Source organism: Nocardiopsis sp. NPDC101807, from assembly GCF_044766605.1.
GTDB lineage: Bacteria > Actinomycetota > Actinomycetes > Streptosporangiales > Streptosporangiaceae > Nocardiopsis > Nocardiopsis tropica.
In genome coordinates, this window is sequence record NZ_JBIWMK010000010.1 from 175,092 (window position 1) to 188,404 (window position 13,313).

The following is a 13,313-nucleotide window of genomic DNA, read 5'->3' on the forward strand; positions in this document are numbered from 1 at the left end:
GGCCCGGGCGGCCCGGGGGGCCGCCGCCCCGGGCGCCCCCCCCGGGGGGCCGCCCCCCCCGCCCCGGGCGCCCCCCCCCCCCGCGCCCCCCCCCCCGGGGGGGCCGGGGGGGGCCGGCCGGGGTCCGGCCGGTCGGGGGGTTCCCGGCCGGACCGGTCACGGGTCGGCCCTCTGCCGCCGACCGTCACCGCGGGGCGGCGGGTGTCCCCCGCCGCCCGGCGGCTAGCCGCCGTAGGTCTCGAACTCGGCGACGCGCGGCGTGCCGTTCGAGCCGGTGATCTCGAAGTTGATCTTCCGCAGCGACGTCGGGGCGAAGGTGATGACGCCCGCTCCGCTCCCGGTGGCCAGGACGGCGCCGGTGTCGTGGTTCACGATCCGCCAGGAACCGATGTTGCCCTGGGCCCCGGCCGCCTCACGGATGTTGACCGAGGACACCGTGGTGGCGGAGCCCCACTTGACCGAGACGCGGCCGGTCGAGCCGCTCGGCGACCAGTAGGTGCCCATGTCGCCGTCGACGACGTTCCCGTAGCCGGTCCCGCCGGCCTTGCCGGAGCCGTCGGCTCCGGCCCCGATGCTGAGGTTGGTCCCCTCGGGCGGGTCGGTCGGGTCGGGATCGGGGTCCGTCGGGTCGGGGTCGGTCGGGTCCGGGTCCGTCGGGTCCGGGTCGGTCGGCTCCTCCGCCTCGCAGTTGCCGTCCGAGACCCGGTTGCCCTGGCCCGCGCCCGCGGTCTGGTTCAGCACGGTCGGCACGCAGCCGGCGTCGTCGAGGTCGTAGGAGTACGGGATGCTCACCGACGTGGTGGACTGCGGGTTGGGACCGGCGGGGTAGTTCGAGTCGCCCGGGCTGGACCAGGTCACGTTGTCGAAGACGTTGCCGGCGACCTCCCAGGTCCCCCTCTCGTCGGTGTAGAAGGTTCCCAGGACGTCCTTGGAGTCCTCGAAGTAGTTGTTCTCCACCTTCGCCCTGGCCCCGGCCCGGGAGTTGATGCCGGACTCGTGGATGTCCGTGTAGTGGTTGCTGTACATGTGCCCGACGCCGCCGCGGAGCAGGGGCGCGCGGGAGTCGAGGTTCTCGAACCGGTTGTGGTGGTACGTGACGTAGCCGTTCGAGCGGTCGCTCTCGCTGGACCCGACCAGGCCGCCGCGGCCGGAGTTGCGCAGGATGCTGTAGGAGAGGGTGACGTACTGGGTGTTGTTCTTCATGTCGAAGAGGCCGTCGTAGCCCTCCGACTCCCCGCCCGACGCCTCCAGGGTGACGTGGTCGACCCAGACGTTGCGGACGCCGCTCTCCATCCCGATGGCGTCACCGCCGTTGGACGTGGGCGAGCCGGACTTCTTGACGTTCCGGACGGTCACGTTCTGGATGATGATGTTGCTGGACTCCCGGATGTGGATGCCCAGCTGGTCGAACACGGCTCCGCTGCCGGTGCCGACGATGGTGACGTTGCTGATCCTCTTGAGCTCGATCACGTCGTCGGCGGTCTCGCAACCGGTCCCCGACACCTTCGAGGTGTTGCCGTGGTTGATGGTTCCCTGCACCTCGATGACGATCGGGGTGCTGGTGCTGGGCCGGCTGCACAGGGCCTCGTGGATCTGGGTCCCGGTCGTGGCCCGTACCGTCTGGCCGCCCGCGCCGCCGGTGGTCCCGCCGTTCTGCGTCGCGTAACCCGTGGCGCTGCCGGTCTGCGCCGATGCCGAGGCCATCGGCAGGGCCAGACCGCCCGCCACCACGGCCGCGGCGGCCAGCGTCGACACGAGTCCACGCGTGATTGATCGTCTCACTGCTCACCCTTCTTCTGGAGCACAAGCATGTGACCTGCTTCACTCGAGAGTAGAGAAAGCGCTTTCCATGTCAAGAGGTGTTGGTGCAAACGTTTGCAAGGAGAGGAAGCGCTCCCCCTGCTCCACATGCCCGCTGCACTGCGGCTTTACAGGAATTTCACATCGAAAATCGGGACCGGGTACCTCAATCGATGCAACCGGTTGCAGCTCCCCGGCGAGGACCTGGCGGGGCGGACGCGGCCCGGGGCACGAGGGCGGAGCACCGGTTACGTAGGATGGCGGGCGTACGGCCGAAGACGGTTCGAGGAGGTGTCGGTGATGGGTCTCTCGCCCCGGCCGCCCGCCCGGAGGTTCCGGGGGCACGGGCGGCGGGTTCCGAAAGGAACGAGATGTCCCGTACGGACAAGACCAAACCGCTGTGGGTGCGCCAGCGCGAACACGGTCCGGTAGCGGTTCACGACCACACCCGTGGTGACTGCGACCTGCCGCCTGCCCCGACCCGCGAGGAGCCGGGGACGCGTTGCCGCTGGGAGCACCCCGACGCCATGCTCTTCAGGCACGGATGCTGCGCCGGGTGCCACAAGCGCGCCTGTACCGCCTCGTGGCAGGCCTACAACAAGGCCGGCAACCGCAAGCGCCGCCACCGGGACCGGCTCCTGACGCTCCGCCGGGTCCGCGAGGCCAACACCCGTTAGCCGTCGCACGACGCCCTCACGGCCTCCGCCGCGGGGCGTCCCGTTCACGCGGGAGCAGGCCCGCTCCCGAGCGGAGCGGGCTTCGGGCCGACCGACGACGATCCACGAGGCGCGGCCCCGCGTCGCGGGGAAGGACCTCACCCGCCCCACCGGTCTGCCCGGCCCCGGCCGCAGGGGGCACCTCGGGGGGCTCGGGGGTCTCCCCCCGGGGAACACGAAGGACGACCCGGCGAGGCGGCCTCGAGCCCCCGAGCGAGGTCGTCCTGAGTCCGTGGACCCTGGGCAAGCCAACTACAACCCGGGGGGCGAAGCCCCACACCGGGGGTCCGGGGGTCGTCCCCCGGAAGGAACGACGGAACGACCCGGCGAGGCGGCCTCGAGCCCCCGAGCAGGGTCGTTCCGGAGTGGAGTGGGCGCGAAGGGACTCGAACCCCTGACCTATTGCTTGTAAGGCAATTGCTCTAACCAACTGAGCTACGCGCCCGTGCGTCGCACGAGATCATACCGGTTCGCGGTGTCCGCCGCGCCTCAGGCTCCGGCGTGCTCCCGCAACCGCGCCAGGTACTCGCCGGTGTCGCGCGGCCGGGAGGCCGGGGAGACCGTCGACCAGCGGACGAGGCCGTCGGCGCCGACCAGGAAGGTGCCCCGTCGGGCGACCCCCCGCCGGGGGTCGAGGACCCCGTAGGACTCGGCGACACCGCCGTGCGGCCAGAAGTCCGACAGCAGCGCGAACGGGAACCCCTCGCGGTCGGACCAGGTGCGCAGGGCGAACACCGAGTCCACCGACACCGCCAGGACCTCGGCGCCCAGCTCAGCGAACTCGGAGTGGCGTTCGCGCAGGTCGGCGAGCTCCCCCGAGCACACGCCGGAGAACGCCAGCGGGTAGAAGACCACGAGCACGGGTCGTCCGCGCAGGTCGGCCAGGGCCGTGTCGCGCCCGTACTGGTCCTGGAGGGTGAAGTCGGGCGCGACCGCGCCCGCGGTGATGGGTTCGCTCATGGTCGCGTTCGTGTTCGGCGGCGCTCGGGTCGGGGACGGCGGCCGCCCGGCGGCGGACGCCCCTCAGCGCCGCGCGCCCGCCTCTGGGACGCGCGGCACCGGATGCCTCACCCGGTACGGGTGGTGGACGTCACCGCTTGGGAACGACCAGGCGCGTACCCGACCAGTCGGCGCCGATGCTGACCGCGCTCGTCTGGGACAGGCCCGACGTCGAAGCGGCCTCCGCGACGTCGTTCGGGGACACGTGGAGCTCACGCCCCGCCTTCGGGGTCAGCACCAGGATGGTCCCGCCGTCGGCGATGGTGGTCACCGTGTCCATCAGCGCGTCGGTGAGGTCCTCCTCCTCGTCGGACCGCCACCACAGCAGTGCCGCGTCGACGTCTCCGTCGAAGTCCTCGTCGACCAGCTCCTCACCGGTGAGTTCGGTGATGGATGCGCGCAGGCCCTCGTCGACGTCGTCGTCGAAGCCGAATTCCTGCACCACCTGACCCGGCTTGAATCCGAGTCGGTCAGCCAAGCCACGTTCGCTCTGTGCCTGGCCCGCGGTCGCGCTCACGAAAGTTCTCCTCCACAGATGGTTTTTCTCAATCTTGCCTGCACTGGGCAGTTGTCACAACGATGCCGGGCCAATTCGCGGCCCGTCACGTGGGTCCGTAACCATCGCTGATGGCCTAGTTCACACGCTAGTGGCATGTTCCGTCAACGCGCTCCCAAACCCCGTCCCGGTCCCGGTCACCCGCGGCGGGGCTCATGAGGACGAGAGGTAGGACAGCCGGACCAGGCGGTCCGGGTTGTCCACGTTCAGGTCGACGACGGCGATCGACTGCCATGTTCCCAGTTCGAGGCGGCCCGAGAGCACCGGAACGGTGGTCTGGGGCGCGATGAACGCGGGCATCACGTGTGATCTCCCGTGGCCCCGGGAGCCGTGCTTGTGCCGCCACCGGTCGTCGGCCGGCAGCAGGTCGTCCAGGGAGGCGAGGAGGTCGTCGTCGGACCCCGCCCCGAGTTCGATGATCGCCACGCCCGCCGTCGCGTGCGGGACGAACACGTTGAGCAGTCCGTCGCCTCCGGTCTCGGCGACGAAGTCACCGCACTCCCGCGTGATGTCGGTGATGCTCTCCGATCCACCGGTGTGCAGCTCAAGGATCTGTGTCCGCATAGCGCCACCTTCGCGCAGGTGCGGCCCTCGTGCAACCATCCCGGTGGCCCCGTGCTCAACTGCGCAGGTCGGCACACGTCATACTCGTCCGCCACATGTGCGAACCTGGTCGAAAGGAGGGCAAACGGTGACTGCTTCTTTACGTTTGGGCCCACTGCTGCGTCACGCGGGGCCGACCACGGCGACGGTGTGGGTGGAGACCGACACCCCCTGCACCGTGCGGATCCGGGTCGACGGAGCCGTGACGGCCGCCTCGGACACCTTCACCGTGCACGGGCACCACTACGCCGTGTGCGAAATCACCGGGCTCCCCGAAGGCGCGGCCCTGCCCTACGAGGTCTTCCTGGGCGAGGACCGGGTGTGGCCCGAGCCGGACAGCCCCTTCCCGCCCAGCGTCCTGCGCACGACGGCCCCGGACGCGCCCACGCGGCTGCTGTACGGCTCGTGCCGCAGGCCGACGGGCGACACCCCCGAGGGGGTCGTGCGGTACGGCCCGGACATGCTCCGCGCCACCGCCCGGCGGCTGTCCCGCGAGGAGGTCGACGGCAACCTCGTCCTCCTCCTCATCGGCGACCAGGTGTACGCCGACGAGCTGGAGGAGCCGATGCGCTCCTTCCTGGCGTCGGCGCGCGGGCCGGACGCCCCCGACGGGGCGCCGGGGGACGAGGTCGTCCACTACGGCGAGTACGCCGAGCTGTACCGGCAGGCGTGGACCGATCCCCCCGTGCGGTGGCTGCTGTCCACCGTGCCGACGCTGATGATCTTCGACGACCACGACATCCGCGACGACTGGAACACCTCGCAGGCGTGGCGCAGCGCCATGGACGGCCGCCCGTGGTGGCGCCGGCGGATCACCAGCGGGCTGGGGGCCTACTGGGTCTACCAGCACCTGGGCAACCTGTCCGCGGAGGCCCGGTCCAAGGACCCGCTCTGGGTCCGGGTCCGCGACGCGCGCGGGGACGCCGCCGACGCGGTCGACGGGTTCGCCCGGCAGGCGCACGACGAACCGTCCTCCTACCGGTGGAGCCACCGCTACGACGTGGGCTCCGTGCGGGTGCTGATGGCGGACACCCGCTGCTCCCGCGCGCTCGGGGAGGACGCCGTCCACGAGGGGTCGCGGTCGATCCTCGGCGCGGAGGGGCACGACTGGCTGGACGAGAACCTGGCCGGGGGCCCCGACCACGTGGTGGTCGCCTCGACCGTCCCGGTCATGCTGCCCTCCGCCGTGCACCACCTGGAGGCGTGGAACGAGGCGGTGTGCGCCGGCGCCTGGGGCGAGTGGCCGCGCCCCCTCGGCGAGCGGCTGCGGCAGGCGATGGACCTGGAGCACTGGGGCGCCTTCCAGTACTCGATGCGCCGCCTGGGCGACGCCGTCGGCGCGGCGGCCCGGGGCGAGCGGGGTCCCGCCCCCGCGACCGTGCTGTTCCTGAGCGGCGACGTGCACTTCTCCTACGCGGCCCCCGTCCGCCACCGGGCCGTCGCCGAGGGCGGGACCAGGGTCGCGCAGCTCGTGTCCTCGCCCCTGTGCAACCAGCTCTCCGCCGGGACCCGCCGGATCGTGCGCCTGACGGCGAGCCGCGCCGTCCACGTGGTCGGCAGGGTCCTGACGCGGCTGGCCCGGGTCCCGGGCATCGACCTGTCCTGGAAGCTGGACGGCACGACCTACGCGGGCAACACCATCGGCGAGGTGGTCTTCGAGGGCCGTGAGGCCGAGGCCCTCTGGTACCACGCCGCCGAGGGGGGCATCGACGCGCCGCCCGGCGTGCACCGGCGCATGAGGGTCTGAGGCCGTCCCGGGGCCGCCGGCCCGCGGCCCCGGCCGGCGCCGGGGGCGCGGGCGGTCTCCGTGCCCGCGCCCCCGGGCCGTCAGGGCTTGTTCGAGTGCGGGCGGCGGGTGGAGGGGGCCGCGCGGCGGGAGCGGCGGACCGCGATCCCGAGGGCCCCGCCGCTCTGCTCGAAGAACTGCCGGGCGGCCCGGTGCACGCCGGAGCGCGGGCCCGACGGCGCGTCGGGGTCGGGGTCGCCGTCGGCCGCGGCGCCGCCGCCCGGTCCCGGCTCGGAGCCCTCCTCACCCGTTGCGGCGCCGCCCAGGTGCGGGAGCTGCCGCGTCGGCCGCACCTCCTGCCCGGAGGGGAGGTGGGGGAGGACGTCGGTCGGCTTCTCCCTGCCGGTGCGCTCCGCCTCCAGGTGGGGAAGGACGTCCGTGGGCTCCTCGCTCCCGTGCGCGGGGGAGCCCAGGTGCGGAAGGACGTCGGTGCGCTCGTCGGACGGGGTGTCCAGCGGACGGATCGGCCGGGTGCGCTCGGCGGCGGAGGCAGCGGCGGGCGCGGCGCCGTCGGGCGCCTCGGAGCTCTCCTCGCGCACGGCCTTCTTCCAGGCCCTCTCCTCCAGCTTCTGGCGCATCGACTCCCGGGAGCGCTCGACCCGCGCCGCCTTCCAGGAGTTGACCAGCGGGGTGACGATCGGCCAGGTCACCTTGGCCGGGCGCGACAGCGCGTGCCACAGGTAGGCGGTGGTGCCCCACGCCTCCATGGCCCTGCGGGCCCTGGTGATCGTGAAGAAGGTCGGCATGGCCAGCAGGAGCTGGGGCCAGGCCAGCAGGAGCGAGGCCAGGAGCGGGTACATGCCCCCGCCCACGACGGACGCGGCGGCGCCGATCGCGACGGGCACCAGCGCCAGGGCGATCCGCAGACCGGTGAACTGGCGGAAGCGGTGCAGGGAGCGGCGCGCGGAGACCTGTGGTACCAGCCCCTCGGGCAGGGGCGTGGGCTGGACGATGAGCGCCAGCAGCAGTGTGCCCACGCCGACGCTCGCGGCCAGCAGTATCGTCCAGCCCGCGGCGGAGAGCGCACCGCCCACCAGGAGGTGGACCACGCCCAGGACCGGCAGCGGCGCGGGGAGCCAGAACAGCACCCGTCTGCGCAGCTCGCCCTCCTGCGTGGGCTGGAGAACGAAATCGATCACCGAACGGAAGAACCGGGACCTTTTCCTCGGTCGCTCGACCACAGCGTTGACCCCCCAAGAACGTCGCGACGGAGCGGTGCGGGGACCATCGCCCGAGGGTGTCCTTAACCTCATGGGTCCCACCAGCAGCCTGCCCATCACAAAGCTATCCCTTTTCATGTAGTCCCCGGGCGCACACGGGCAGTCACAGACATACCCGAGCCAGGTGAAACTTCCATAAGTCGGTAGATATGACAGGCAACGATCAGATTACGTCCCCCCGGCCTTCCGGTCACCTCCGTGGCTGGTTCCGGACAATCTCCTCGGTGTGGTGTCGGCCACTCCTCACCCGCCTCACCCCTCGTGCGTCTGCGCCAGCCGCCCCAGGGCGACCGCCACCCGCAGGACGAACGACCCGCGGCCGTCGGAGGGGGTGCGGCCGGTGAGCTCGGCGATCCTGCTGAGCCGGTAGCGGACGGTGTTGGGGTGGACGAAGAGCATCCGCGCGGTGGCCTCCAGCGAGGAGGCGTGCTCCAGGTAGACCGACAGGGTGTCCAGCAGCGGCGAACCGGCCCCCAGGAGGGGGACGTAGACCTCCTCCACCAGCTGGCCGCGGGCCTCGGCGTCCCCCTGGAGGGCCCGCTCGGGCAGAAGGTCGTCGGCGAGCACGGGGCGCGGCGCGTCCGGCCAGGCCACGGCGGCGCGCAGCCCGCTGACCGCCGCGCGCGCCGACGCCCCCGCCGCGCGCAGGTCCGCGACGGCGGGTCCGACCACCACGGGACCGGGTCCGAAGAGCCCGGCCAGGGGCTCGGCCGCGGCCGCGGGGAGGTCCTCCTCCGGGTAGCGGTCGCCCACGCCGACCACCATCACGACGCGCCTCCCCTGGGTGCCCGCCAGCACGTCGTGCCCGAGGCGGCGCGCGGCCGCGCGCAGGTCGTCCAGGATCTTGCCGGGGTCCTCCCCGCCGGTCTCCCCGGCCACCGCGATCACGGGGGTGTGCGACCAGCTCAGCGCCGACCCCCAGGTCTGGAGGCCGTCCTCGTGGTCGCCGTGCAGGAGCGCGTCGACGATCAGCGCCTCCAGGCGGGCGTCCCACGCCCCGCGTGCCTCGGCGGCACGCGCGTACACCTTCGCGGAGCTGAAGGCCACCTCCCTGGTGTACCGGAGCACCGCCTCGCGCAGCTGCTGGGCGCCGCCGGGGGCGGCCAGTTCGTCGACCTGCCCCTCGACCACGTCGATGACCACGCGGATCATGTCGACGGTCTGCTGCAGGGAGACCGAGCGGGTGAGCTCGCGCGGAGCGGTCCCGAAGACCTCGACGGTGATGGCGGGGCGCCCCCGGACGGGGTTGCGGAACCAGTCCACGAAGGCGGCCACGCCGGACTGGGCGACGAGCCCGATCCAGGAGCGGTCCTGGGCGGACATGCGGCGGAACCAGCCGAGCCGCTGCTCCATGCGGGAGACGGCGGCCGTTCCGAGGGCTCCCATGGAGCGCTCCAGTCGCCGCACGGTCTCGGCGCGCACGCGCTCCTGTTCCTCCGCGAGCGGATCGGTGTCGCCGTCGACGCCGGCGGCGCCCGTCGGACCGGTGCTGCCCTCGTCGTCCCGGGGCGGGTGGGGTTCGGTGTTCACACCTCTAGGTTCGCACCCCCGGGGGACCCGACCGGAGGGCCGCCCCGCGCCGGGGCGCCTCCGCCCGCTCCGCGCACCCGCTCCGTGTTCGGTGCGGAACAGCGCGTACCGTCGGGGGTGATCCCCCACACTGGTTTCGGCCGGGCGGCTCCACGTCAGGCCTCCTTTTGTGGAGTACCTACAAACGCCCCGGCCGAAGTTCGTGTTCCTCCCCATCCGACTGGTGATCTCCTACAGGGCAAGGTTGATGTCGTGCTCGTAATCGTTGCTCCCGGCCAAGGCGCCCAGGTTCCCGGTTTCCTCTCCCCGTGGCTCGAACTCCCCGGCGTCGCCGAGCAGTTCGCCGCGTGGTCCGAGGTGTCCGGACTCGACCTGGCCCGCTACGGCACCACAGCGGACGCGGAGGAGATCCGCGACACCGCCGTCGCCCAGCCCCTGCTGGTCGGCGCCGGCCTCGTCGCGGCCTCCGCCCTGCTCTCCCCGCTCGCCGCCCCCTCGCCCGCGCTGCCCGCGGAGGCCTCCCTCGTGGACGCCGTCGCGGGCCACAGCGTCGGCGAGTTCACCGCCGCCGCGATCGCCGGCGTGCTGTCCCCCAAGGACGCCATGGCGCTGGTCGCCGAGCGCGGCCGGGGCATGGCCGACGCCGCCGCCCGCACCGGGACGGGGATGACCGCCGTGCTCGGCGGGGACCGCGACGAGGTCCTCGCGGCCCTGGCCGCCGCGGGCCTGACCCCGGCCAACGACAACGGCTCCGGGCAGATCGTGGCCGCCGGGACCACGGAGCAGCTCGCGGCCCTCGCCGAGAACCCGCCCGCGCGGGCCCGGCTCCGGCCCCTGGCCGTCGCGGGCGCCTTCCACACCGAGCACATGGCCCCGGCGGTGGAGAGGGTCCGCGCGAAGGCCGCGGCGCTGTCCCCGTCCGACCCCACGGTCCGCCTCCTGTCCAACGCCGACGGCGCCGTCGTGGACAGCGGCGCGGAGTACCTCGAACGCCTCGTCTCGCAGATCTCCTCGCCGGTGCGCTGGGACTCCTGCACCCGGACCCTGGCCGACCTCGGGGTGACCGCCCTGATCGAGCTCACCCCCGCGGGCACGCTGACCGGTCTGGCCAAGCGCGCGCTGCGCGGCGTGGAGCTCCTCGCGGTGAAGACCCCCGACGACCTCGACCGCGCCGGTGCCCTCATCAAGGAGCACGCGGGGGTCCTCTCCCCCGCGGGCACCGACCAGGAAGGCTAACCATGTTCAGCTCCCCGAAGTCCCCCGGAGGCGCGTCCGTCGTCGCCCTCGGCGAGTACCAGCCGTCCCAGGTCCTCACCAACGCCGACCTCGAGTCCCGCGTCGACACGACCGACGAGTGGATCCGGAGCCGCGTGGGCATCAGGGAGCGGCGCATCGCCGGTCCCGAGGACACCGTGGCGAGCATGGCCGTGGCGGCCGGCGGCAAGGCCCTCGCCGCCAGCGGGCTCTCCCCCGAGGACATCGACCTCGTCATCGTGGCGACCTGCACCGTGCAGGACCAGATCCCCAACACCGCGGCCACCGTCGCCGCGAAGCTGGGCATCACCGCCCCGGGCGCCTTCGACCTCAACGCGGCCTGCGCGGGCTTCTGCTACGCGCTGGGCGTCGCCGCGGACATGGTCCGCGGCGGCAGCTCGCGCAACGTCCTGGTGATCGGCTCCGAGAAGCTCAGCGACTGGGTCGACTGGGAGGACCGCTCCACCTGTGTGATCTTCGCCGACGGCGCGGGCGCGGCGATCGTCTCGGCGTCCGAGGAGCAGGGCGTGGGACCCGTGGTCTGGGGCTCCTCCGGCGAGCGCGCCGACAAGATCCACCTGCGCGACGGCAAGTACCTCTACCAGGAGGGCCAGGCGGTCTTCCGCTGGACGACCACCGAGCTGTACCAGGTCGCCCTGGAGGCCCTGGAACGGGCCGGTGTGGAGCCCTCGGAGCTGACCGCGTTCGTCCCGCACCAGGCCAACCTGAGGATCGTGGAGTCCATCGCCAAGAAGCTGGGCGCTCCCCAGGCACTCGTGGCGCGCGATATCGTCACCGCTGGCAACACCTCCTCCGCGTCCATCCCTCTCGCGCTCTCGCGCATGATCGGGCGCGGGGAGCTGCCGTCGGGGAGCGTCGTCCTCACCCTGGGCTTCGGCGCGGGGCTGGTGTACGCCGCACAGGTGATCCGCATCCCCTGAGCACCGCCCGAGCCCGCGGCACCACCGCGCGATCCGGGTTCGCAGAACCCCGGCACGTGCGGTGTCCATGAACCGACACCGATACACCAACCAAGGAGACAACGACATGGCGGAGTACAGCGAGCAGGAGATCCTGACCGGCCTCGGCGAGATCGTCGAGGAGATCGTCGGCACCGAGCCCGCCGAGGTCACCCCGGAGAAGAGCTTCGTGGACGACCTCGACATCGACTCGCTGTCCATGGTGGAGATCGCCATCGCCGCCCAGGACAAGTTCGGCGTGGAGATCCCGGACGACCAGCTCAAGGACCTCAAGACGGTCCAGGACGTCATCACCTTCATCCAGAAGTAGCGTGCTCGGGGCGCCGGGTCCCACCCCTGACCCCGGCGCCCCCACAGGCCACCACCCGTGGTTCCTCCCCCAGGTACATCCGCCAACGCCTCCCGGCCCCGCAGCCGGGAAAGTCCCACGAGAAGGGCGAACGGATCATGTCAAAGACCGATGTCGTCGTCACCGGCCTCGGCGCCACCACCCCCCTCGGGGGTGACGTCGCGACCACATGGTCCGCGCTCCTCGACGGCCGCTCCGGAATCTCCACCCTTCCCGAGGAGTGGCACGAGAAGCTCCCGGTGCACTTCGCCGGGCAGATCGCGCAGGAGCCCTCCGAGAAGCTCCCCAGGCCGCGCATGCGGCGCCTGGACCGCACCCAGCAGTTCGCGCTGATCGCCGCGAAGGAGGCCTGGGAGGACGCCGGGTCGCCCGAGGTCGACCCGATCCGTCTCGGCGTCGTCGTCTCCAGCGGCATCGGCGGCATCCTCACCATCCTCGAGCAGTACGACATCTTCCGTGAGAAGGGCTGGAAGCGGGTCTCCCCGTTCACCGTGCCCATGCTCATGCCCAACAGCCCCGCCGCCGCGATCAGCCTGGAGTACACCGCGCGGGCCGGCTCGCACGTGCCGGTGAGCGCCTGCGCCTCCAGCGCCGAGGCCATCGCCAACGGTGTGGACATGATCCGCTCCGGCCGCGCCGACATCGTCATCGCCGGCGGCACCGAGGCCGCGATCCACCCGCTGAACATCGCCTCGTTCGCGTCCATGCGGGCCCTGTCCACGCGCAACGACGACCCCCAGACGGCCTCCCGCCCCTGGGACAAGAACCGCGACGGCTTCGTCATGGGCGAGGGCGCGGGCATCCTGGTGCTGGAGTCCGCCGAGCACGCCGCCCGCCGGGGCGCCCGCGTCTACGCGCACGCCTCCGGCGTCGGCTACACCAACGACGCCTACGACATCGTCCAGCCCGACCCGGAGGGCGCCGGCCAGGCCCGCGCCATCACCCAGGCCCTGGACGACGCCGGCCTCGTGCCCGACGACGTCGTGCACGTCAACGCCCACGCCACGTCCACCCCCGCCGGAGACGTCGGCGAGACGCGCGCGATCCGCTCGGCCCTGGGCGACTCCGCCGCCGACCGGGTCTCGGTGACCTCCACCAAGTCCATGACCGGCCACCTGCTGGGCGGCGCGGGCGCGGTGGAGTCGATCGCGACCATCCTCGCGCTGCACGACGGCCGCATCCCGCCGACCATCAACATCGAGGAACTCGACCCGGACGTGGTCGTGGACATCGTCCGCGACAAGCCCCGGGACATGCCCGGCGGCGACGTCGCGGCCGTCAACGAGTCCTTCGGGTTCGGCGGCCACAACATCGCCCTGGTGTTCCGCCGCGCCTGACCCCCGCGCACGACCCGGGCGGGGGGGGGGGGGCCCCCCCCCCCCGCCCCCCGGCGGGGGGGGGGGCGGGGGCCCCCCCCCCCCCGGCCGCCCCCCCCCCAGAGCGCGGGGGTGCGGGCCCCCCCCCCCCCCGGGTGGGGGCCCCCCGCGCCCCCCCCCCCCCCCCCCCCCCCGGGCCCCCGC

At 72.9% G+C, this 13,313-nt stretch carries 12 protein-coding genes and 1 tRNA gene; 6 read left to right on the forward strand and 7 right to left on the reverse strand.

From position 1 onward, the window contains the following. Positions 1 to 222 precede the first annotated feature (222 nt). Complete coding sequence (locus ACIRPH_RS27360; RefSeq protein WP_402919570.1) at positions 223 to 1,704, reverse strand: polysaccharide lyase family 1 protein; 1,482 nt, start codon at positions 1,702 to 1,704, stop codon at positions 223 to 225. 467 nt (positions 1,705 to 2,171) lie between these two features. Here ACIRPH_RS27360 and ACIRPH_RS27365 point away from each other — a divergent pair, with 467 nt between their 5' ends. Then, positions 2,172 to 2,477, forward strand: coding sequence for a hypothetical protein (locus ACIRPH_RS27365; RefSeq protein ID WP_402919367.1), 306 nt, complete (start codon positions 2,172 to 2,174; stop codon positions 2,475 to 2,477). Between the two features lie 410 nt (positions 2,478 to 2,887). Here ACIRPH_RS27365 and ACIRPH_RS27370 read toward each other — a convergent pair. The 4 genes from ACIRPH_RS27370 to ACIRPH_RS27385 form a co-directional block, all read right to left on the reverse strand. After that, positions 2,888 to 2,961 (reverse strand) — tRNA-Val (locus ACIRPH_RS27370). 44 nt (positions 2,962 to 3,005) lie between these two features. Continuing rightward, positions 3,006 to 3,476 (reverse strand): peroxiredoxin, encoded by a 471-nt coding sequence (locus tag ACIRPH_RS27375; protein WP_402919369.1) that lies wholly within the window; start codon positions 3,474 to 3,476, stop codon positions 3,006 to 3,008. A gap of 130 nt (positions 3,477 to 3,606) precedes the next feature. Next, positions 3,607 to 4,032: a DUF3052 domain-containing protein gene (locus ACIRPH_RS27380; RefSeq protein ID WP_267949059.1), complete on the reverse strand. Its 426-nt coding sequence runs from the start codon at positions 4,030 to 4,032 to the stop codon at positions 3,607 to 3,609. A gap of 192 nt (positions 4,033 to 4,224) precedes the next feature. After that, positions 4,225 to 4,635 carry a secondary thiamine-phosphate synthase enzyme YjbQ gene (locus ACIRPH_RS27385; protein ID WP_267949058.1) on the reverse strand — a complete coding sequence of 137 codons (411 nt, stop codon included), beginning with the start codon at positions 4,633 to 4,635 and terminating at the stop codon, positions 4,225 to 4,227. Positions 4,636 to 4,762: 127 nt separating this feature from the next. Between ACIRPH_RS27385 and ACIRPH_RS27390 the strand changes: the two genes are divergently transcribed. After that, positions 4,763 to 6,421, forward strand: a complete 1,659-nt coding sequence (locus tag ACIRPH_RS27390) for an alkaline phosphatase D family protein (RefSeq protein ID WP_402919372.1) — start codon at positions 4,763 to 4,765, stop codon at positions 6,419 to 6,421. A gap of 80 nt (positions 6,422 to 6,501) precedes the next feature. Here the strand turns inward: ACIRPH_RS27390 and ACIRPH_RS27395 are convergent, their stop codons facing one another. After that, positions 6,502 to 7,599: a hypothetical protein gene (locus ACIRPH_RS27395; RefSeq protein WP_402919374.1), complete on the reverse strand. Its 1,098-nt coding sequence runs from the start codon at positions 7,597 to 7,599 to the stop codon at positions 6,502 to 6,504. A gap of 333 nt (positions 7,600 to 7,932) precedes the next feature. Next, positions 7,933 to 9,210, reverse strand: coding sequence for a PucR family transcriptional regulator (locus ACIRPH_RS27400; RefSeq protein WP_402919375.1), 1,278 nt, complete (start codon positions 9,208 to 9,210; stop codon positions 7,933 to 7,935). Positions 9,211 to 9,462: 252 nt separating this feature from the next. On the opposite strand from ACIRPH_RS27400, the gene ACIRPH_RS27405 reads away from it, so the two are divergent. From ACIRPH_RS27405 to fabF, 4 genes are all read left to right on the forward strand, one after another. Beyond that, on the forward strand, positions 9,463 to 10,446 hold the full coding sequence (locus ACIRPH_RS27405) for an ACP S-malonyltransferase (protein ID WP_402919377.1): 984 nt from the start codon (positions 9,463 to 9,465) through the stop codon (positions 10,444 to 10,446). 2 nt (positions 10,447 to 10,448) lie between these two features. Continuing rightward, positions 10,449 to 11,405 carry a beta-ketoacyl-ACP synthase III gene (locus ACIRPH_RS27410; RefSeq protein ID WP_402919379.1) on the forward strand — a complete coding sequence of 319 codons (957 nt, stop codon included), beginning with the start codon at positions 10,449 to 10,451 and terminating at the stop codon, positions 11,403 to 11,405. A gap of 106 nt (positions 11,406 to 11,511) precedes the next feature. Continuing rightward, positions 11,512 to 11,754, forward strand: coding sequence for an acyl carrier protein (locus tag ACIRPH_RS27415; RefSeq protein ID WP_402919381.1), 243 nt, complete (start codon positions 11,512 to 11,514; stop codon positions 11,752 to 11,754). Between the two features lie 137 nt (positions 11,755 to 11,891). Then, a complete protein-coding gene (fabF, locus tag ACIRPH_RS27420) occupies positions 11,892 to 13,130 on the forward strand; it encodes a beta-ketoacyl-ACP synthase II (RefSeq protein WP_267949051.1) in 1,239 nt (412 codons plus the stop codon). Positions 13,131 to 13,313: the final 183 nt, after the last annotated feature.

What these genes read in the sequence shown, in the direction of transcription:
- ACIRPH_RS27385 (WP_267949058.1), bottom strand. Translation starts at nt 4,635, where the DNA reads ATGCGGACACAGATCCTTGAGCTGCACACCGGTGGATCGGAGAGCATC.
- fabF (WP_267949051.1), top strand. Translation starts at nt 11,892, where the DNA reads ATGTCAAAGACCGATGTCGTCGTCACCGGCCTCGGCGCCACCACCCCC.
- ACIRPH_RS27410 (WP_402919379.1), top strand. Translation starts at nt 10,449, where the DNA reads ATGTTCAGCTCCCCGAAGTCCCCCGGAGGCGCGTCCGTCGTCGCCCTC.
- ACIRPH_RS27415 (WP_402919381.1), top strand. Translation starts at nt 11,512, where the DNA reads ATGGCGGAGTACAGCGAGCAGGAGATCCTGACCGGCCTCGGCGAGATC.
- ACIRPH_RS27365 (WP_402919367.1), top strand. Translation starts at nt 2,172, where the DNA reads ATGTCCCGTACGGACAAGACCAAACCGCTGTGGGTGCGCCAGCGCGAA.
- ACIRPH_RS27360 (WP_402919570.1), bottom strand. Translation starts at nt 1,704, where the DNA reads ATGGCCTCGGCATCGGCGCAGACCGGCAGCGCCACGGGTTACGCGACG.
- ACIRPH_RS27375 (WP_402919369.1), bottom strand. Translation starts at nt 3,476, where the DNA reads ATGAGCGAACCCATCACCGCGGGCGCGGTCGCGCCCGACTTCACCCTC.